The organism is Micromonospora sp. NPDC049559 (genome assembly GCF_040676675.1).
Lineage (GTDB): Bacteria > Actinomycetota > Actinomycetes > Mycobacteriales > Micromonosporaceae > JBFAPK01.
In genome coordinates this window covers 78,854-99,025 of the sequence record NZ_JBFAPK010000005.1, presented here as the reverse complement: position 1 = coordinate 99,025, position 20,172 = coordinate 78,854, and the positions used below count along the sequence as shown (strand labels likewise).

At 73.2% G+C, this 20,172-nt stretch carries 17 protein-coding genes; 11 read left to right on the top strand and 6 right to left on the bottom strand.

Annotated features, from left to right (window positions below; translation table 11 throughout):
• The first annotated feature begins 34 nt into the window (after nt 1-34).
• Complete coding sequence (locus AB0J86_RS09380; RefSeq protein WP_363855009.1) at nt 35-1,132, top strand: branched-chain amino acid aminotransferase; 1,098 nt, start codon at nt 35-37, stop codon at nt 1,130-1,132.
• Between the two features lie 174 nt (nt 1,133-1,306).
• Complete coding sequence (locus AB0J86_RS09375) at nt 1,307-2,401, top strand: branched-chain amino acid aminotransferase (protein WP_363855006.1); 1,095 nt, start codon at nt 1,307-1,309, stop codon at nt 2,399-2,401.
• Nucleotides 2,402-2,479: 78 nt separating this feature from the next.
• On the opposite strand, the gene AB0J86_RS09370 is transcribed toward AB0J86_RS09375, so the two are convergent.
• From AB0J86_RS09370 to AB0J86_RS09360, 3 genes are all read right to left on the bottom strand, one after another.
• Nucleotides 2,480-4,663, bottom strand: a complete 2,184-nt coding sequence (locus tag AB0J86_RS09370; RefSeq protein ID WP_363855003.1) for an MMPL family transporter — start codon at nt 4,661-4,663, stop codon at nt 2,480-2,482.
• Between the two features lie 306 nt (nt 4,664-4,969).
• Nucleotides 4,970-5,713: a tyrosine-protein phosphatase gene (locus AB0J86_RS09365; protein ID WP_363855000.1), complete on the bottom strand. Its 744-nt coding sequence runs from the start codon at nt 5,711-5,713 to the stop codon at nt 4,970-4,972.
• Between the two features lie 148 nt (nt 5,714-5,861).
• Nucleotides 5,862-6,320 (bottom strand): PRC-barrel domain-containing protein, encoded by a 459-nt coding sequence (locus AB0J86_RS09360; protein ID WP_363854997.1) that lies wholly within the window; start codon nt 6,318-6,320, stop codon nt 5,862-5,864.
• Nucleotides 6,321-6,746: 426 nt separating this feature from the next.
• Here AB0J86_RS09360 and cimA point away from each other — a divergent pair, with 426 nt between their 5' ends.
• Nucleotides 6,747-8,333: a citramalate synthase gene (gene cimA, locus AB0J86_RS09355; protein WP_363854994.1), complete on the top strand. Its 1,587-nt coding sequence runs from the start codon at nt 6,747-6,749 to the stop codon at nt 8,331-8,333.
• 139 nt (nt 8,334-8,472) lie between these two features.
• Here the strand turns inward: cimA and AB0J86_RS09350 are convergent, their stop codons facing one another.
• Nucleotides 8,473-9,465, bottom strand: coding sequence for an endonuclease/exonuclease/phosphatase family protein (locus AB0J86_RS09350; RefSeq protein ID WP_363854991.1), 993 nt, complete (start codon nt 9,463-9,465; stop codon nt 8,473-8,475).
• Between the two features lie 278 nt (nt 9,466-9,743).
• Here AB0J86_RS09350 and AB0J86_RS09345 point away from each other — a divergent pair, with 278 nt between their 5' ends.
• On the top strand, nt 9,744-11,447 hold the full coding sequence (locus AB0J86_RS09345; protein WP_363854988.1) for a hypothetical protein: 1,704 nt from the start codon (nt 9,744-9,746) through the stop codon (nt 11,445-11,447).
• 127 nt (nt 11,448-11,574) lie between these two features.
• On the opposite strand, the gene AB0J86_RS09340 is transcribed toward AB0J86_RS09345, so the two are convergent.
• Nucleotides 11,575-12,948 (bottom strand): hypothetical protein, encoded by a 1,374-nt coding sequence (locus AB0J86_RS09340; protein ID WP_363854986.1) that lies wholly within the window; start codon nt 12,946-12,948, stop codon nt 11,575-11,577.
• Nucleotides 12,949-13,273: 325 nt separating this feature from the next.
• On the opposite strand from AB0J86_RS09340, the gene AB0J86_RS09335 reads away from it, so the two are divergent.
• The 6 genes from AB0J86_RS09335 (at nt 13,274) to AB0J86_RS09310 (ending at nt 19,081) form a co-directional block, all read left to right on the top strand.
• Nucleotides 13,274-13,990, top strand: coding sequence for a helix-turn-helix domain-containing protein (locus tag AB0J86_RS09335; protein ID WP_363854983.1), 717 nt, complete (start codon nt 13,274-13,276; stop codon nt 13,988-13,990).
• 138 nt (nt 13,991-14,128) lie between these two features.
• Nucleotides 14,129-15,178 carry a MoxR family ATPase gene (locus tag AB0J86_RS09330; RefSeq protein WP_363854980.1) on the top strand — a complete coding sequence of 350 codons (1,050 nt, stop codon included), beginning with the start codon at nt 14,129-14,131 and terminating at the stop codon, nt 15,176-15,178.
• An 85-nt stretch (nt 15,179-15,263) separates the two neighbouring features.
• Nucleotides 15,264-16,337 carry a DUF58 domain-containing protein gene (locus tag AB0J86_RS09325; RefSeq protein ID WP_363855355.1) on the top strand — a complete coding sequence of 358 codons (1,074 nt, stop codon included), beginning with the start codon at nt 15,264-15,266 and terminating at the stop codon, nt 16,335-16,337.
• Complete coding sequence (locus AB0J86_RS09320) at nt 16,334-17,293, top strand: VWA domain-containing protein (RefSeq protein ID WP_363854977.1); 960 nt, start codon at nt 16,334-16,336, stop codon at nt 17,291-17,293. Before AB0J86_RS09325 ends, AB0J86_RS09320 begins: the two co-directional genes overlap by 4 nt.
• 50 nt (nt 17,294-17,343) lie before the next feature.
• Entirely contained in the window at nt 17,344-18,207 is an 864-nt protein-coding gene (locus AB0J86_RS09315; RefSeq protein ID WP_363854974.1) for a trypsin-like peptidase domain-containing protein, read from the top strand.
• A gap of 109 nt (nt 18,208-18,316) precedes the next feature.
• Nucleotides 18,317-19,081 (top strand): hypothetical protein, encoded by a 765-nt coding sequence (locus AB0J86_RS09310; protein WP_363854971.1) that lies wholly within the window; start codon nt 18,317-18,319, stop codon nt 19,079-19,081.
• Between the two features lie 25 nt (nt 19,082-19,106).
• On the opposite strand, the gene AB0J86_RS09305 is transcribed toward AB0J86_RS09310, so the two are convergent.
• Complete coding sequence (locus AB0J86_RS09305) at nt 19,107-19,598, bottom strand: GNAT family N-acetyltransferase (protein WP_363854968.1); 492 nt, start codon at nt 19,596-19,598, stop codon at nt 19,107-19,109.
• A 129-nt stretch (nt 19,599-19,727) separates the two neighbouring features.
• Here AB0J86_RS09305 and arfB point away from each other — a divergent pair, with 129 nt between their 5' ends.
• On the top strand, nt 19,728-20,150 hold the full coding sequence (gene arfB, locus AB0J86_RS09300) for an alternative ribosome rescue aminoacyl-tRNA hydrolase ArfB (RefSeq protein WP_363854965.1): 423 nt from the start codon (nt 19,728-19,730) through the stop codon (nt 20,148-20,150).
• Nucleotides 20,151-20,172 lie beyond the last annotated feature (22 nt).

Genomic DNA, 20,172 nt, shown 5'->3' with positions numbered 1-20,172 from the left:
TGTCACGGCTGCCTAATCGATGGAGGTCAGCGCAATGATCGGTGGTGACAGACTCGACTTCGAGGTTCGCCGGAATTCCGCGCCGGTATCCGCCGCCGAGCGTGCCGCGCTGATGGCGAACCCGGGGTTCGGGCGGATTTTCACGGACCACATGGTCACGATCCGCTACGCCGACGGCAAGGGTTGGTACGACGCCCGGGTGGAACCGCGGGCGCCGATTCCGATGGATCCGGCGAGCGCGGTGTTGCACTACGCGCAGGAGATCTTCGAGGGGTTGAAGGCGTACCAGGCGGCCGACGGTGGGATCACGATGTTCCGTCCGGAGGCCAACGCGGCCCGGTTCGCCGCGTCGGCGCAGCGGATGGCGATGCCGGTCCTGCCGGAGCAGGTCTTCCTCGACTCGCTGCACCAGTTGGTCGAGATCGATCGGGACTGGATCCCGACCGGGGAGGGTGGCAGTCTCTACCTGCGTCCGTTCATGTTCGCCAGTGAGGTCTTCCTCGGTGTGCGTCCGGCGTTGGAGTACCTCTACGTTCTGATCGCTTCGCCGGTCGGGTCGTACTTCTCCGGCGGCGTGCAGCCGGTCACGGTCTGGGTCTCCCCGACGTACACGCGGGCGGCGCCGGGTGGTACCGGTGCGGCCAAGACCGGCGGTAACTACGCGTCCTCGCTGGTGGCCCAGGCCGAGGCGATCGACCACGGCTGCGACCAGGTGGTCTTTCTCGACGCGGTCGAGCGCCGCTACGTCGACGAGCTGGGCGGGATGAACATCTTCTTCCGGTACGACGACGACACGCTGGTCACTCCGCCGTTGGGCGGGACGATCCTGGCTGGTATCACCCGGGATTCCGTGTTGCGGTTGGCGGCGGATGCCGGCCTGACGGTGGTCGAGCGGCCGGTCAGCTTCGACGAGTGGCGGGCCGACGCCGAGAGCGGCCGGCTGCGGGAGGCGTTCGCCTGCGGCACCGCGGCCGTGATCACGCCGATCGGGCAGGTCCGCTTCCCCGACGGCGAGTTCACCATCGCCGACGGCGCGCCGGGCGAGGTCACCACCGCGCTGCGGCAGCGGCTGGTCGACCTTCAGCGCGGCCGGGCCGAGGACCCCTACGGCTGGGTCCACCGGGTCGACTGATCGCCGGGCGGCCGAGCGAGTAGCCGGGGCGGTCGCCGCGGAGCGCGCCGCCCGTGCGCACCGTTACCGAGCCAGGTCGGCGAACAGCTCGCGAACGGCGTTCGGGATAGGTCTCAAGCATGATTCTTTCGGCATGCCTGTGTCACGGCTGCCTAATCGATGGAGGTCAGCGCAATGATCGGTGGTGACAGACTCGACTTCGAGGTTCGCCGGAATTCCGCGCCGGTATCCGCCGCCGAGCGTGCCGCGCTGATGGCGAACCCGGGGTTCGGGCGGATTTTCACGGACCACATGGTCACGATCCGCTACGCCGACGGCAAGGGTTGGTACGACGCCCAGGTCGAGCCACGCGCGCCGATTCCGATGGACCCGGCGAGCGCGGTGTTGCACTACGCGCAGGAGATCTTCGAGGGGTTGAAGGCGTACCAGGCGGCCGACGGCGGGATCACGATGTTCCGTCCGGAGGCCAACGCGGCCCGGTTCGCCGCGTCGGCGCAGCGGATGGCGATGCCGGTCCTGCCGGAGCAGGTCTTCCTCGACTCGCTGCACCAGTTGGTGAAGATCGATCGGGACTGGATCCCGACCGGGGACGGCGGCAGTCTCTACCTGCGTCCGTTCATGTTCGCCAGTGAGGTCTTCCTCGGCGTGCGCCCCGCACTGGAGTACCTCTACGTTCTGATCGCTTCCCCGGTCGGGTCGTACTTCTCCGGCGGCGTGCAGCCGGTCACGGTCTGGGTTTCCCCGACGTACACGCGGGCGGCGCCGGGCGGTACCGGTGCGGCCAAGACCGGCGCCAACTACGCGGCCTCGCTGATCGCGCAGGGTGAGGCGATCGACCACGGCTGCGACCAGGTGGTCTTCCTCGACGCGGTCGAGCGCCGCTACATCGACGAATCCGGCGCGATGAACGTGTTTTTCCGGTACGACGACGACACGCTGGTCACTCCGCCGTTGGGCGGGACGATCCTGGCCGGCATCACCCGCGACTCGGTGCTGCGGCTGGCCACCGACGCCGGCCTGACGGTGCTTGAGCGGCCGGTCGCGTTCGACGAGTGGCGGGCCGATGCCGCCAGTGGCCGGTTGCGGGAGGTGTTCGCCTGCGGCACCGCCGCGGTAATCACGCCGATCGGGCAGGTCCGCTTCCCCGACGGCGAGTTCACCATCGCCGACGGCGCGCCGGGCGAGGTCACCACCGCGCTGCGGCAGCGGCTGGTCGACCTCCAGCGCGGCCGGGCCGAGGACCCCTACGGCTGGGTCCACCGGGTTTAGGCGTTGGTTGTCGGGAAGGGCCCTTGTTGCCGCACTCTTTGCGGATAGGAAGGGCCCTTCCCGACCCGACACCGCGCGTCAGCGCCCCGCCGTGCGGAGGCTGGTCGCGGCCTCGTCCGGGTCGGTCGGTTCGACCGCCAGGTGCGGCAGCCAGCCGTCGATCCAGCGCGGCAGCCACCAGTTGGCGTTCCCGAAGAGGTGCATCAGCGCCGGTACCAGGATCGTGCGCAGCACGAACGCGTCGATGAAGACCGCGCTGGCCAGCCCGAGGCCGAACTCGGCGATGGCCCGCTGACCGCCGAAGACGAACGCCAGGAACACCGCGATCATGATGGTGGCCGCCGCGGTGATCACCCGGCCCGTGGCGGCCTGCCCCACCATCACCGAGTAGCCGTTGTCGCGGCTGTGCACCCACTCCTCGTGCATCCGGCTGACCAGGAAGACCTGGTAGTCCATGGAGAGCCCGAACAGGATGGCGAGCATCATCACCGGCAGGAACGACTCCACCGGGCCGGCCCGGCCCAGGCCGAGCGCCTCAGACCCCCAGCCCCACTGGAAGAACGCCACCACCACGCCGAACGAGGCCGCCGCGGCGATCAGGTTCATCACCGCCGCGGTCAGCGGTACCAGCAGGCTGCGGAACGCGATCAGGAGCAGCAGGAAGCCCAGCCCGACGATCACCCCGATGAAGAGTGGGAGTTTTCTGGTGATCACGGTGGCGAAGTCGTCGAAGATGGCGGTCTGCCCGCCGACGAAGACCCGCAGGGTGTGGCCCCGCTCGGCGGCGGGGATCACGCGGTTGCGGAGATCGTCGATCAGGTCGTTGGTCCGTACGTCCTGCGGCGCCGTCGTCGGGATCACCTGGACCACCTGGACCGGGGCGTCCGGCCGGGACGGCACCGGCGCCACCTGGGCCACGCCCGGCGTCTGCCGCACGGCCTGGGCCAGCGCGTTCAGCGCCGACTGGTCGCCGGGGGAGCGCACCTCGGCGACGAGTTGCAGGGGGCCGTTGAAGCCCGGGCCGAAGCCCGCGGCGAGCAGGTCGTACGCCTTGCGGGTGGTGGTGCCGGCCGGATCGTTCCCCTGGTCCGAGGCGCCCAGGTGCAGGGCGAACAGGGGCACCGAGAGCACGGCCAGGATGACCAGCGCCACCGGCGTGAGGATGGCGGGATGTCGCCGTACGAAGGCGGACAGGTCCGACCAGAAGCCCCGGGTGTGCACCTCGTGCGGGCCCTCCTCGGCGAGCCGGCGCCGCTCCCGACGGGTCAGCACCCGGGTACCGAGAAAGCCCAGCAGCGCCGGGAGCAGGGTGACCGCCGTGAACATGGTGAAGAGCACCATCACCGCGGCGGCGATGCCGATGCCGGTGAGGAAGCTGAGCTGCAACACCAGCAGCCCGAGCATCGCCACGCAGACCGTACCGCCGGCGAAGAGCACGGCCCGGCCGGAGGTGTTGAGCGCCTTGACCACGCACTCCTCGACCGCCAGTCCGGCCCGCAGCCCGTTGCGGTGTCGGGTGACGATGAACAGCGCGTAGTCGATACCGACGCCCAGGCCGATCAGCGCGGCGACGGTCGGGGCGATGTCGGCGATGGTGAGCAGGTGGCTGAGCAGGCCGATGGTGAGCGTGCCGGCGGCCAGCGAGAGCAGCGCGACCGCCAGCGGCAGCAGCATCGCCAGGATCGAGCCGAACGCGATCAGCAGTACGACGGCGGCGGCCAGCACTCCGACCAGTTCGGAGATCGAGGTGGAGACCTGGTTGATCCGCTGGATCGGGCTGCCGCCCAACTCCACGTCGAGCCCGGGGGCGCGGGCCCGCTCGGCGGTGTCGATCACGTTCCGGATGTCGCCGGTCTTGATCTGCTGGCCGTGACCGGCGAACGTGACCGTGGCGAAGGCGGTACGCCCGTCCGGGCTGATCTGCGCCGCCCCGGCCGGCTCGTACGGGCTGCCCACCGCCGAGACGCCCGGGGCGTGCGACACCTGGTCGAGCATCCCGCTGATCCGCTGCCGTACGGCCGGGTCGCGCACCGTACCGGAGTCGACGTGCCAGACGATGTTGGCCGACTCGCCCGCCTGGGCCGGTGCCGCGCTGCTGAGCAGTTGCAGCGCCCGGGTCGACTCGGTGCCGGGCAGCGAGAAGTCCGTCGAGTAGGCGGTGCCGAGCGTCCGCTGGGCCAGGAAGATGCCGACCACCGCCAGGATCCAGAGCAGGAGCGTGAGGAGGCGATGGCGGAAGCACCACCGGGCGAGCCTGGCCATCCACGTCCCCCGTCACGGTCGAACGGCCGGACGCCACGTCGGAACCGTGGATCCTGACCATGCCGCGCCGCGCGGCAGCACCGCGCGGCACCCGGGGGGACACCCCACCATAGCCGTGGATCATGGGCCTGTGCGGCGGGATATATCCGTATCTAACCGGGATTCGAGGGCCGCGCTCGCCCGCGATCGCCGTGCGCGCCGTGCGCCGTGGCCCTGGGCCCTGGGCCTGGCTGGGCCCTGGGCTCGGGTTGGCTGGGCTCGGGGCGCGGCGCTGGCCGGTGTGGGGTGCTCAGGTCGGGGTTCGGGTCAGTGCAGCAGGTGGGCGCGGAGCGAGGCCATCTGTTCCGCCGACAGGCCCGCGTCGAGCAGGTAGCGCTCCACCGAGCCGTGCCGCTCCCGCAGCTCGGCCAGGAAGAGCAGCATCGCCTCGACCGGCGAGGCGAGGAACGGCGGCGGTGGCGGCTTCTCGTCCGGCAGGAACTGGGCGACCCAGGCACCGAACTTCTCCGACGCCGCCGTGCTCAGCGCGTAGTCCCGGGCGATCTCGGCGTCGTCGACGCCGAGCAGCGACAGCGTCAGCGCGCAGACGACGCCCGTACGGTCCTTGCCGGCGACGCAGTGCACCACCACCGGGGCGGCCCGCTCGTCGGCGATCATGCCGACCGCCCTCGCCAGCCCGCTCGCGCCCGTCTCGGCCAGGTCGAGGTACCGGTCGGCGAGGTAGCGGGCGAGGCTCTGCCGTTCGTCGTACGGGACCTCGTCCCACTCGCGGTGCTCGGGGTGGATGTGCACGTAGCTGAGCCCGTCGTACGCCGGCACCCGGCCGTCCCGCTCCACCTCGTACGGGCGGCGCAGGTCGATCACCGTCCGGATCCCGAGCCGGACGAACGCCTCCCGGTCGACCTCGTCGAGCCGGTGCAGCGAGTCGGAGCGGTAGAGCCGCCCGGAGCGGACCCTGCGCCCGCCCAGACCGGCGTGGCCGCCCGCGTCACGGAAGTTGAATATGGCCGAGAAGGTGATCGAGGTGTTCTCCCGCGCGGCAGCATCCACCCGATCACCCTAACCAGCGCACCCCCGCCGATCCAGCGTGGAGCACGGGGTTGTGGATCTTCCGTGCCCCACGCCGACCGGCGGGGGTGGGCGGGACGCGACCACCGGGGGCCGGCCCGGTCGAGGACCGGACCGCCCCGGCGCGGCGCTACATCAGGCGACCGGGCGGCGGGAGCAGACCTCCCGTGCCGTACGTGTCGCCGTAGTAGCTGCCGAGCTTGTCGCGGTACGCCGGGTCGCCGTACGCGGCCTCGTCGAACTCGGGCGCGGCCTTGATCTGGTCCTTGCTCCGGTCGACGTAGACCTTGCGGTCGTCGTGGTCGACGTGGTTGACCACGCCCGCCGGCAGCATGACCTTCTTGCCGAAGATCCACGGGCCGGTGTCGATCACCAGGTAACTGGCGTTCAACTCCTGACTCGTGCTGTCGATCTTCCCGATGCCGCCGTCGGTCGCCTCCACCTTGTAGCCGGCCAGGTCGGTGCCGGTCACGCCGGCGTCGTCCCGGTAGCTCCAGGGATCGAAGGCGCTCATGGGTTCGCCCGTCTGGGCGCCCGGACCGCTGGAGATCGTCGGATCGGGGGTCGGCCGAGGATCGAGCCGGTCCATTGGCTATCACTCCTCTTCTCGACGTCTACTGCTGTCTATGGAACCTGCTACCCCGCGTTCGTGATCCATACACACTTCCCTGTCGATCATGGAGTTATGGTCGCCAACATGTCGTCATTGGCGGCTTTTGTCCGAGTCGCAACTCGAGCACCGACAGGGGAGGGCGGGAGGACGTGGGTGTGTCCCGGGATGTGGGCGGATGCTCCCAAAACTGGGGGGAGGGTGGCAGAGTACTGATCGTGACTCGCCACGTACTCATTATTGGCAACTAGCGCGCCGGCTGCCCCTCACGCCGAGCGCGCAGACCTCCCGCATCCGCGGGGGGTCATTTTGTTTGTCCGGCCGGAAAAGGCGACGGCCGGGCGGACCGGGCCGGTCCGGTCGGGGCGACGACCGGGTCCCCGCGCCGTTTCCGAAGGGATATCCATGACTTTTCAGGTGTACGACACGACGCTGCGCGACGGGGCACAGCGTGAGGGGATCAGCTACTCGGTGGTCGACAAGCTGGCGGTGGCCCGGCTGCTCGACGAGTTCGGCGTCGGCTTCATCGAGGGGGGCTGGCCGGGGGCGATGCCGAAGGACACCGAGTTCTTCCGGCGCGCCCGCAGCGAACTCGACCTGCGGCACGCGATCCTCGTCGCCTTCGGCGCCACCCGCAAGGCCGGCGTCGCCGTCGCCGAGGACCCGCAGGTCCGCGCCCTGCTGGACGCCGAGACCCCGGCCGTCTGCCTGGTGGCCAAGTCCGACCTGCGGCACGTCGAACGGGCGCTGCGGACCACTCCGGCGGAGAACCTCGCCATGGTCCGCGACACGGTCGCGCACTTCGTCGCCGAGGGGCGCCGGGTCTTCCTCGACTGCGAGCACTTCTTCGACGGCTACGGGTTCGATCCCGCGTACACCTCCTCGGTGGTCGCCACCGCGCTCGACGCCGGCGCCGAGCGCGTGGTCCTCTGCGACACCAACGGGGGGATGCTGCCGTCCCGGGTGACCAGCGTGATCGGCGAACTGACCGCGCGGTTGGGCGTACCGGCCGATCGCCTCGGCATCCACTGCCAGAACGACACCTCCTGCGCGGTCGCCAACACCATCGCCGCCGTGGAGGCCGGGATACGGCACTTCCAGGGCACCGCCAACGGGTACGGCGAGCGCCCCGGCAACGCCGACATCTTCGCGGTGGTGGCCAACCTCCAGCTCAAGCTCGGGCTGCCCGTCCTACCGGAGGGCTGCCTGGAACAGATGGTGCGCGTCTCGCACGCCATCGCCGAGATCGCCAACATCGCCCCCGACACCCACCAGGCCTACGTCGGGGCCGCGGCCTTCGCCCACAAGGCGGGACTGCACGCGAGCGCGATCAAAGTCGATCCGCTGCTCTACAACCACGTCGATCCCGGCGTGGTCGGCAACGACATGCGGATCCTGGTGACCGAGATGGCCGGCCGGGCCAGCATCGAGCTCAAGAGCCGCGAGCTCGGCCTGGACCTGGCCGGCCATCCGGAGGCGCTGTCCCGGATCACCAAGCGGGTCAAGGACCTGGAGGCGGGCGGCTGGTCCTTCGAGGCGGCCGACGCCTCGTTCGAGCTGCTGGTCCGCTCGGAGCTGCCGGGCGGGGAGACGCCGCGGCCGTTCTCGCTGGAGTCGTACCGGGTGCTGGTCGAGCACCGCGAGGACGGTGCGGTGGTCTCCGAGGCGACCGTCAAGATCCGCGTACGCGGGGAGCGGGTCATCGCCACCGCGGAGGGCAACGGTCCGATCAACGCGCTGGACGAGGCGCTGCGGGTCGGGCTGTGCCGGCACTACCCGGAGCTGCGCACGTTCGAGCTGGCCGACTACAAGGTGCGGATCCTGGAGGGGAGCACCGGCACCGGCGCCGTCACCCGGGTGCTGGTGGAGACGGACGGCGACGGGCGGGGCTGGACCACCGTCGGGGTGCACCCCAACGTCGTGGAGGCGAGCTGGCAGGCGCTCGTCGACGCGCTGACCTACGGGCTTGCCCCGGCCACCGCCGAGGTCTGAGGGGCGGCCCCCTGCCGGCGCTTCCGCCGCGACAAGGGGCCCGTACCGGCCGAGGCGGGGGAGCATCCCGCTTGGGCGGTCCAGCCGGCCGGTCCCGGCCGCCGGCCGCTCAGCCCGGCCGGTTCCGGCCGCCCGCCGCTCAGCCGGCGGGCAGGGTCAGCTCAGCGAGGACCGGCCGGTGGTCGCTGCCCGCCGGCGGGTGCACCGCGACGCGCCGTACCCCGATCCGCCGGTCGACCAGCACGTGGTCGATGGTCACCGGCGGGATCGGGTCCCCGTCGTACGGGCCCCAGGTGCCGGCCAGCCCGGCCCCGGCCGTCGCGGCGGCGTCCGCGTACCCGGTGTCCAGCAGGTCGCGCAGCGGGGCGTGGTCGAGCGTGGCGTTGAAGTCGCCGGCCAGGATCCGCAGCGGCCCACGCGGCGTGGCGGGCGGTTCGGCCCGCAGGTCGTCGCGCCAGTCGTCCAGCATCGCCAGGCTGTAGGGCGACGCCGGGTGCACCGACTCGACCAGTACGGCCGGCGCGCCGGGGACCCGCAGCGTCCCGTACGCCTGGGTGAAGCCGCCGGCGTTGCGCCGCACGCCGCCGTCGGTCAGCGGGTACCGGCTGTACAGCGCCGACCCGCTGGCGTCGGCGACCGGGTTGAGCTGCCGGTAGGGCAGCAGCGTGACCAGGCCGAGCCGGTCGAGCGCCGCGCCGGTGCCCGGGTCGAACTCCTGCAACGCCAGCACGTCGACCCGGGCGTCGCGTACCAGCCCCACCAGGGCCGCCGGGTCGCCCGCGCCGCCGAGCACGTTGGCCGTGAGCACGCGCAGCTCCGGTCCGGAGGCCACCGTCCCGTCGTCCGCGATCGCGCGCGGCGCGACCGCGCCCACGAGCGCCAGCGCCGCCAGGGTCGCGAGCGCCGCCGGCCCCCAGCGCCGCAGCGCGAGCGCGAGGACGAGGGGGAGCGGGCTCGCCGCCGCGGCGTACGGGGTGAAGGCCACCAACTGCACCAGCGGACCGCGCTCCAGCCCGCCGAGCCGGACGACGGCCCAGAGCGCCAGCGGTGCCACGGCGAGCCAGCAGAGCAGGGTGAGGACGGGGCCACGGCGCCGGGCGAGCCGTGGACCCGCGAGGGTCTGGGTGCTCATGGCCGAACGCTAACCAGCGACCACGGCGGTTTCGTGGTGATCCGGTGAAGGTTTCCGGTTCCCGGCCGGCAACGCCGTTTGTACCGCCCGGGCCGCTCCGGTAGCGCCTGGGCCGCGCCGTACCCGCTGTGCACGCCCGTACCCGGTGTACGTCTGCGCTGGTGGTGCGCAAACGCGTCGCCGATTCACCTCCTGTACGAGGCATACCGGAGAAGTCTTCGGGAACCCGGCCGCCGCAAAAGGTACGAATCGTACCGAACCAAGTAGCGGAGGTTTTCATGTCGAACACGGGAAGAGCGGGTTACGCCGCTCGTTTCGGGCTTGGAATCGTCGCCGCCGTCGCATTGGGGCTCGGTGGGGCAAGCATCGCAAGCGCCGCGGAGGACCCGCCGGACGGTGCCGATCGTCGCGCCGACAGCAGCTCGTCCTGGAGTCAGGAGGGCACCGGGACCCAGAGCGGCGAGGCGAACGGCGAGTCGAAGAGCAGTTCGAGCGGTGACTGGAGCGGCGACGCCGAAGGGCAGCGCAAGGACGGCTCCGCCGCCGAGAAGCGCGGCGGGGAGGAGTCGTCCCAGGGTTGGGGCGACGGCTCGTCGGAGTCCTCGGCCGCCAGCCAGCCCCAGGCCACCGCCAGCCCCTGCCTCGGCGGTACCGACAGCTCGTCGACCAGCAGCGATGGCTCGTCGAGCGGCCAGGACGACTCCTGGCAGGACGAGGAACAGAACTGGTTGCAGGGCGGCAACGGTCCGGAGCAGTCGGCACAGGGCGACAGCGGCCCGGCGGAGTCGGCGCAGGCCGACAGCGGCCCGGCGGGGTCGACGGAGGCCGGCACCGGCCCGGCGCAGGGCGCCGACGCGGGCTCGACCACGGGCGACGACGCGGGCACCTCGGGTGCCGGCGGCGGGCTGAGCATGCACGGCGACGAGGACTCCGCCCGGGAGGAGGACGAGAGCTACTCGGACGGCGGCTCCTCGCGGGGCGACGACGGGTCCTACCAGGAGCGTGGTGACGAGGGGTCGTACCAGGAGCGTGGCGGTGACTCGTCCGCGCGCGGTGGTGAGGAGCGGGACGGCGGCGACAGCGGCTGCCCGGGCGACCACGACGGGGACTACTCCGACGGTGGCGACAGCCGGTCCGCGGACCGCGACGAGAGCTGGCCGGACCAGGAGGACGCCTGGTCGTCGGAGGAGAGCGGGTCCGAGGGTCAGGAGGACGCCCGGTCGTCGGAGGAGAGCGGCACCGAGGGTCAGCAGGACGCCCGGTCGTCCGAGGAGAACGGGTCCGAGGGCCAGGAGGACGCCCGGTCGTCCGAGGAGAGCGGCGACCGGTCCTCGAAGGAGGGCGAGGAATCGTCCGCCGGGCGGGGCGCGGGCGCGCCGGCGAGCCGGGCGGCCACCCTGTCCCGGCTGCTCGACAAGCCGGTGCACGTGGAGATCCTCAACCCCGAGCGCAACGACAACGTCGGCGTGGCCGGCCTCGGCTGGGTGGTCAACCTGCGGGTCTCGTACACGGGCGAGGACGGCCTCGAACGCGCCGGGTTCACCGCGCCGCAGCTCACCGGGCCGGAAGGGCATGACGACGTCGCCCCGTCGCCGGACACGCTGTTCCCGGGCCGGTTCGGCACGGGCCGGGACGACCGGCTCCCGGGCCTGGTGGCGCTCGTCTCCACCAACGAGGACGGCGCCGGCACGAACGTGGCGAACCTGTTCAACCTCACCGGCGTGAACCACCGGGGGGCGGAGTTGGCCGAGATCGTCGGCGACTGGATCGTCGGGGAGGCCGCCTTCGGCAAGGACGTGCGGTCGGAGCTGACCGTCGCGGTGGTCGACGACCTCGACCACAACGGCGTCTACGACGACGCGCCGGACGAGGTCCCGGACGCCAACGACGACGGCCGGATCGACGTCACCGACCTCGAACGGCTCGGGCTGGCGTCCGAGGTCGCCACCGTGCAGTTCCACATCAACGCCGACGAGATCTGATTCGTACGGCAGACCGACCGGCGTCGCGACGGCGATGCCGAACGGCGGGCGGCCGGGGTCGACGCGAGGTCACCCCGGCCGCCCGGCGTCCGTGTGGCCGGGTCCGACGGACGTGCGAACCCGGCCGTCAGCGGTCAACCGGCATGGTCGCCGGGGTGGTGCCTCCCTCCGCCGAGCCGGCCGCCTCGCCGCTGCTAGACCCCGCGCCGGTCGACCCCGCGCCGGTCGTCGGCTCGGCCGCGGTCGGTGCCCCGGCCGGCTCCGCTGGGAGCGGTTCGGCCGCGGTGGGCTGGGCGGCCGGCGGCGCGGCGGGCATGGGTGTCGCCGGCGGTACCGGTGCCGCGGCGGGCCCGGCCCACGGCGGCCCGTACCGCGCGGCGGGCGCGACGGCCGGCGGCGGTGCGGCTCCGGCCGGAGTGGGCAGGGCCGACGCCGGTTCCGGGCCGCCGAGCCGCTCGAAGAACCAGCCCACCAGCAGGCCGATCAGGAGGACGATGGTGGGGAGCAGGGCATCCCGCGCCCACTCGGGCGCCTCCGACTGGAACAGCTCGAACTGGACCAGGACGATCAGGAAGCAGGCCAGGATGGTGCCCGCGACCCCGCCGCGCCGACCGAAGACGCTGACCCCGCCCAGGAGCGCGGCGCCGACGGCGAGCGGGAGCAGGGTGTCGCTCAGGTAGCCGGCGGTCGCCAGGTGCCAGGCGGTCACCACCCCGCCCAGCCCGGCCACCAGGCTGGAACCGCCGAGCCCGACGAGGCTCCCGAGCAACCGGTACCGGCCGCCGCGGGCCGGGCCGGCGGCGGTGCGGTTGGCGCCCAGCGTCCGGCGTACCTGGGGGACGAGCCAGAGTCCCCCGCCGGCCAGGGAACCGAAGATGGCGAGCAACGCCCACGACGCCCCGCTGCCCCGATCCGAGTAGACCTGGCCGATGAAGAAGGCCCGCTGCGCTCCCGTCATCGAGAGCAGCAGCGCCTGGCCACCGACGGCACCGGCCAGCGACACCGCCCAGGCCGGTGCGGAGGTGAGCCCGGTGACCAGACCGAGGAACAGTCCGATGGCGAGCGTCGTGAGCATCGCGACCAGGCCCGCGGGCAGCCCCGACCAGCCGGCCACCAGCAGCTTGCCGAAGATCGTACCGGCCAGCGCGGCCAGGGCGCCGACCGCGAGGTTGGGGGTGGCGGTCCGGGCCGAAAGCGCGAAGGCACTGGTCACCAGCGCGAGGCTGGCAAAGTTGAACCAGAAGCCGCCCCGGGCGCCGAAGGGGTCGCTCCCCATGGCGATCACGGCGCTCAGGATGAGCCCCAGGAGGAACAGCGTCCCCTCCCACACCAGGCGGACGAGGAAGAGCCGCAGCGTACGGGGTGCGGCCGGGGCGGCCGGACCGGCGCCGGGCCAGGCTCCTGGGGGCGGTACGAACCCGCCGGGCGGTGTGGCGGCGGCGGGCGGTACCGGGACCGGCGAGCGGGGCGGCACGGTCGGCGGGGGGAGGAACGTGGACATGGCATGCTCCTGGGAAAGAGGCACGGCGGGCACCGGCGGTGACCGGCCGGGTGCCGCTGCCGGCCCCGGCCACCGGGCACTAGCGGGTGGCGCCGTTCGTGCGGCCGAGGGTCGGCGCGGAGCCCGGGTCGTTGCCGTGCCGGGTCGCGGACGGCGGCGCGGTGGCCGCGACCGCGCCCGGGGTGCGAGGTGTGCGCATGGCTCTCCTCTGTGGACCGAGGCATCCGGAGATCCTGTTGTACTGCTCCCGGCCGGCCGGCAGAATCGGATGGCGATGGAGTCGAACGCGGGTGAACACGGCTGGCGCGGCCCCGCAGCTCAGCGCGTGGCTGTTCAGTCTTCCGGTGAACGCGGCCCGGGTCCGGGCGGCTCCTCGCCGGCCCTGGCCGTCGCGCTGCGGGAACTGCGGCAGCGGCGGGGGATGACCCTGCGCCAGCTCGCCGCGCGCTCCGGATACTCGGCGAGCGCCCTCTCCACGGCCGAGACCGGCCGGCGACCGGCCAGCTGGGCGCTGACCGAGGCGTTCGTGCAGGCGTGTGGCGAGGATCCGCGGCGGTGGCGGGACCTCTGGGCGCCGGCGCCGATCGACCACGAGGCCACCCCGGCGCCGGCGTTGCCGCCGGAGCCGCTGGCGGACGGCGCCGACCCGGACCGCAGCGGCTGTGGCTACGACAAGGTCACGGTGCACGCCCGCAAGCTGGTCTGGACCGACCATCTGCCGGAGGGGTTCAGCAACGTGCACCTCGGGGCGGTGCAGCTGCGCTACTCGCCCGCCCGGGGCGCGGTTTGGGGGCGGTTCGTCGGTACGGCCGCGTTGGACCACGTCGCCGGGGGCGGCCGGGTCGACGTGGAGATCGGGGTGCACCGGGTCGACGACGACGCCCGTACGGTCTTCCGCTGCGGGTACTGCTTCGACGTGCACTGGAGCGACATCCTGCTCGTCAAGGGTTCGGCGGTGTACGCGCGCGCCGTGCTCATCCTCGACGGCCGCCGTATCGCGGAGAGCGAGACCGACTGGTTGCGGCTTTCGCCCGTACGCTGATCGCCCGGCCCCACCCACGGGCGGGCCCGCCGGGGCCGGCGCGGCCGGTGGTGGACCTCTCGGCCGGGGCCCCGGCCGGTCGGGAAAATGTGAAACGTCTGCCATGTTTGGCCCCCGCGAGGCGGGGAAGCAAGCAACGTGACGGACATGTCGGACACCCGCATCAGTGGGCCCAGGCCGGTCGAGACCACGTCCACCGGCTCCGCCCTGGAACAGACGTTATTCGAGGTCAAACGCGTCATCGTCGGGCAGGACCGGCTGGTCGAGCGGCTGTTGACCGCGCTGTTGGCCGACGGGCACTGCCTCCTGGAGGGCGTGCCCGGCGTGGCCAAGACGCTCGCGGCGCAGAGCCTCGCCACCGCCGTCGGCGGTACCTTCTCCCGGATCCAGTTCACCCCGGACCTGGTGCCGTCGGACATCGTCGGCACCCGCATCTACCGCGCGTCGAAGGAGGACTTCGACGTCGAGCTGGGGCCGGTGATGGCGAACCTGGTCCTCGCCGACGAAATCAACCGCGCCCCGGCGAAGGTGCAGTCGGCGCTGCTGGAGGCGATGGCCGAGCGCCAGGTCTCCATCGGCGGGCGGAGCTATCCCGTACCGGAGCCCTTCCTCGTCCTGGCCACCCAGAACCCGATCGAGTCCGAGGGGGTCTACCAGCTCCCCGAGGCGCAGCGGGACCGCTTCCTGATGAAGGTGACGGTCGACTACCCGAGCGACGCCGACGAGCTGGCGATCCTCTACCGGATGAGCGCCGACCGGCCCCGGGCCCGCCCGGTGCTCGAACCGGGCCGGCTGCTCGCCCTGCAACAGCAGGCCGCCAACGTCTTCGTGCACCACGCCATCGCCGAGTACGTCGTCCGACTGGTCCTGGCCACCCGCGACCCCGCCCGGTTCGGGCTGCCGGACATCGCCGGGCTGCTCGCGTACGGGGCCAGCCCGCGCGCCACCCTGGGACTGGTCTCCGCCGCCCGGGCGCAGGCGATGCTGCGCGGCCGGGACTACGTCCTCCCCGAGGACGTGCGGGAACTCGCCGTGGACGTGATGTCCCACCGGCTGGTGCTCTCCTTCGACGCGGTCGCCGACGGGATCGCCGCCGAGCAGATCATGCGCCGGCTCGTCGAGGCGGTACCGCCGCCGCGCGTCGCGCCGATCCAGGACGAGCGGCAGCCCGGACTGGCGGTGGCATGAGTACGCGCGGAGACGGCGGTACGGCTACCCGCCGGGAGGTCGTGGCGTGACGGCCGGTGGCGCCCGGGACCGGCGGCCCGTCGGCGTGGACCGGGACCCGACGCTGCGCGAGCTGGCGCCGGAGCACCGGCTGCGTCGGCTGGAACTGGCCGTCACGCGCCGGCTCGACGGGCTGCTGCACGGGCAGTACCAGGGGCTGCTGCCCGGCTCGGGCAGCGAGTTCGCCGGCAGCCGCGAGTACCGGCCCGGCGAGGACGAGGTACGCCGGATGGACTGGGCCGTCACCGCCCGGACCGCGCTGCCGCACGTACGCGAGGTGGACGCCGACCGGGAACTCTCCACCTGGCTGCTGGTGGACGCCACGGCGAGCATGGACTTCGGCACGGCCGAGCTGGAGAAGCGGGAGCTGGCGGTGGCCGCCGTCGCCGCGGTCGGGTTCCTCACCGCCGGCGCCGGCAACCGGCTCGGCGCGTACCTGCTCGGGGGCGACGGCGTGCGGCGGTTTCCGGCCCGGGGCGGGCGCCAGCACCTGCTGAGCCTGCTGCGGGCGCTCATGGCGGCCCCGCGCGGCGGTACCGCCGGTACCGCGCCCGCCCGGGCGACCGGGCCCATGCCGGCGGCCGCGAGGGCGTCCGGACGCATGCCGACGGCCGGCCCCGCGCCCATGCCGGCGTCCGCGCCCGCGCTCGCCGACGCGCTGGACGCGCTGCGCCGCGCGGTGGCCCGGCGCGGGCTCGTCGTGGTGGTCTCCGACTTCCTCGACGGACTGCCGGAGCGGGAGACGGGTATCCCCGCCTGGGAGGTGCCGCTGCGGCGGCTCGCCGCGCGCCATCAGGTGCTGGCGGTCGAGGTGACCGACCCCCGGGAGTGGGAGCTGCCGGACGTCGGGGTGATCACCCTGGTCGACCCCGAGAGCGGCCGGCGGCGCGAGGTCGACAGCGGCGACGCGCGGCTGCGGCAACGGTACGCCGAGGCGGCGGCGGCCCAGCGCGAGGCGGTCCGGCGGTCGCTGCGCCGGGCCGGCGCGAACCACCTGCCGCTGCGTACCGACCGGGACTGGACCGCGGACATCGTCCGGCACGTACACGCGCAACGCCGGCTCGCGGGCGCCAACCGGTCCCGGCAGCCGGTGCACGTCGGTGGGGGAGGTGGAACATGACCTGGCAGTCCCCGTGGCGGCTGCTGCTCCTGCTGGGCGTCGCCGCGCTCGCGGTGGCGTACGTGGTCGCGCAGCGCCGGCGCAGCCGGTACGCCGTACGCTTCACCAACCTGCGCCTGCTCGACCGGGTCGCGCCGGAGCGCCCGGCCTGGCGGCGGCACGTACCGGCGGGCCTCTTCCTGGCCATGCTGGCGCTGCTGGTGGTGGGCTTCGCACGACCAACCGCCGACGTACGGGTACCGCGCGAGCGGGCCACCGTGGTGGTGGCGGTGGACGTCTCCACCTCGATGCTCGCCAACGACGTGGACCCCGACCGGCTGGAGGCGGCGAAGGCCGCCGCGCACCGGTTCGTGGACGCGCTGCCGGACGAGTTCAACGTCGGGCTGGTGGCCTTCGCCGGCAGCGCGGCCGTGCTGGTCCCGCCGAGCACGGACCGCTCGGCGCTGCACACCGGGATCCGGCGCCTCGCCGAGGGCAGCACCGGGGTGCAGGGGACCGCGATCGGCGAGGCCATCAACACCTCCCTCGTGGCGGTGAAGAACATCGACAGCCGGGCGGCGAAGGACCCGCCACCGGCCCGGATCGTGCTCCTCTCCGACGGCGCGAACACCTCGGGCCGCGACCCGATGGCGGCGGCCTCCGACGCGGTACAGGCCAAGGTGCCGGTGCACACGATCTCGTTCGGCACGCCGGGCGGCTACGTGGACCGGGGCGGCCGGCCGATCCGGGTGCCGGTGGACGGGCAGACCCTCAAGGCGGTCGCCGACGAGACCGGCGGCGGGTACCACGAGGCGGGTACCAGCGAGGAGCTGCGCGCGGTCTACGAGGACATCGGCACCTCGGTGGGGTACCGCACCGAACGGCAGGACATCTCGGCCCGGTTCATCGGCTTCGGCCTGCTCCTGGCCCTGGCGGCGGCGGCCGGCTCGATGAGGTGGTTCTCCCGGCTGCCCTGAATTGCGCACCGAGTGACCAGCAGCAACCGAGCGGACGAGGAGCGTGAACGATGGCAACACAGAGCGGCCTCGGCGAACCCCGCGGCCCGTGGTTCATCTCGCCGGACCTCGAACCGGGCGGCGCCGGCCGGCCCGACGCGGGGGCGTACGGCCCGCTCGCCGCGGCGAGGGGCGCGCGGTGGCGGATGGCCCTGCTGGCCACGCTGGCGGTGGTCGCCATCTCCGCCACCTCCGGCGCCATCGCCGGTGACTGGGCCTCCAGCCAGGAGAAGCCGGGACCGGCGGCGTCGGCCGCGGCACCCGTACCGGCCGACATGGTCGCGGCGGCGGCAGCGGCCGTACCGGGGGTCGTGTCGATCACCGTGAACGGCTCCGGCGGTACCGCAACGGGCTCGGGCTTCGCCCTCGACGACGTGCAGCACGTGGTGACCAACGACCACATCATCGCCCGGGGCAACGGCTCCTCGGTGATGGTGCAGACCCCGGACGGCCGTCAGATGGCGGCGCAGGTGGTGGGGCGCGACCCGAGCAGCGACATCGCGGTGCTGCGGGTACCGCCCTCGGCCGGGCTGGCCCCGCTGCCGCTGGCCAAGCCGGGGGCGACCCGGGTGGGGGAGCCCGTGCTCGCGGTCGGCTCGCCGCTCGGCCTGCCCGGCACGGTCACGGCCGGCATCGTCAGCGCCCTGGACCGCCAGGTCAAGCTCGGCAACAGCCGGCACTCGGCGGTGCAGACCGACGCGTCGATCAACCCGGGCAACTCCGGCGGGCCGCTGGTCAACGCCCGGGGCGAGGTGGTCGGGGTGAACACCGCCATCGCCACCATCGACGGCAGCGGCTCGATCGGCATCGGCTTCGCCATCCCGATCGAGCAGGTCCAGCAGGTCGCCGACACGATCATCGGTAAGGGCGGCTGACGGTCGCGCGCCGCCGCCGGTCGCCGCCGCCTGCCGGCGCTGGCCGGCCCAGCCGCCGCAGGTCCGACCGCGTCGAGCGGCCGAGCCGGGCGCGGGCCACAATGCCAGCATGAGCAGCGAGCCCGGCGCCGGCGACGAGACCGTACCGCCCGGCACGGCCTCGGGCGCGCCGTCGCCCGCGGCGTCCGGGCCGGCGTCGGGGGCGGGGCCGACCGTACCGGCGTGGCGGCGGCCGCACCGCGGCGAGCACCGCTGGCCGGTGGTGGTGGCGATCCTGGTCGCCATCGCCCTGCAACTGGCCACCCCGCAGAAGCTGGCCTTCGATCCGAAGTGGCTGCTGCCCGCGGTCGAGGGGCTGCTGCTGGCCGTGCTGCTCGCGGTCAACCCGTTCCGGATGAACCGGGAGTCGTCCGTGGTACGGGTGGCCGAACTCGCGCTGGTCGGGGTGGCCACGGTGGCGCTGTTCTGGTCCGCCGGCCGGCTGATCGTGCTGCTGGTCCTCGCTGGGACGGAGACCCGCACGCCCCCGTCGGCGGTACTGGTCAACGGGGCCACCATCTGGTTGACCAACGTCCTGGCCTTCGCGCTCTGGTACTGGCAGCTCGACCGGGGTGGGCCGGCGGCGCGGGCGAACGTGCGGCGGCCGTACCCGGATCTGCTCTTCCCCCAGATGACCGCGCCCGAGCTGGCCCCGGCCGACTGGCGACCGGTCTTCCTGGACTACCTCTACCTGTCGTTCACCAACTCGACCGCGTTCAGCCCGACGGACACGCTGCCGCTCGCCCGCTGGGCGAAGGTCGCGATGATGCTGCAGTCCGCGGTGTCGCTGCTGGTGGTCGCGCTGGTGATCGCCCGTGCGGTGAACATCCTGTAGCGACCGCCCGGGCTCGCGGATCGGTTCAGAGGCGGCGGTACATGACGTGCAGCCCGACGTAGCCGTCCCGCGGATGGTGGAACGCCTCCGGCACGGTGGCGAGCACCTCGAAGCCGAGCGACCGCCATAGCGCGACCGCGCGGGTGTTGTTCTCCACCACCGCGTTGAACTGCATCGCCCGGTACCCGTCGGCGCGGGCCCGGGCCACCACGTGCTCGCCCAGCGCGCGGCCGACGCCCCGGCCGGAGTGCGCCGGATCGACCATGAAGCCGGCGTTCGCGACGTGTGCGGCGGGCCCGCCGTGGTTGGGGTGCAGCTCCGCGGTACCGAGCACCGTGCCGTCGGGGTCGACGGCCACGACGGTACGGCCGGGCGGCCGCTCGTGCAGCCAGTACGCCCGGGCGCGCTCCGGGGAGATGTCGCGGTCCCAGGAGAAGGTCTCGCCGGACGCGACGATGGGACGCATGAACGCCCAGATGGCCGGCCAGCCCGCTGCGGTGGCATCCCTGATCAGCACGGGTCACAGCATGCCGTCGCGGCGGGCCGCGCGCCAACCCGATTAAATGGCGGCTTCACGTCACCCCGTCGGGCGTTAGCCTCGGTGCGTGGCCGATGACCTGTATCCGGCCGGGCGCGGGACGACGTCATGCCCCCGGTGACCATCCGCTCCGGTCTGGTGATCCCGGAGAGCGAGCTGAGCTGGCGGTTCTCCCGTTCCGGCGGTCCGGGCGGGCAGGGCGTGAACACGGCCGACTCCCGGGTGGAACTCTCCTGGGACCTGGCCGGCTCGGCGGTGCTCCCCGACGACCTCAAGGAGCGGGCGCTGGACCGGCTCGCGAACCGGCTGGTCGACGGCGTACTGACGATCGCGGCGTCGGAGCACCGCGGCCAGTTGCAGAACCGGCAGGCCGCCGAGGCGCGCCTCGCCTCGCTGGTGGGTGAGGCGATCAAGGCGCCCCCGCCGCCGCGCCGGCCGACCCGCCCGTCCCGCGCGTCGAAGGAGCGGCGGATCGCCGACAAGAAGCGGCGCGGCGAGGTCAAGCGGCTGCGCCGCGCCGACGGGGAGTAGCACCCCCGGCGGTGGGCACTCA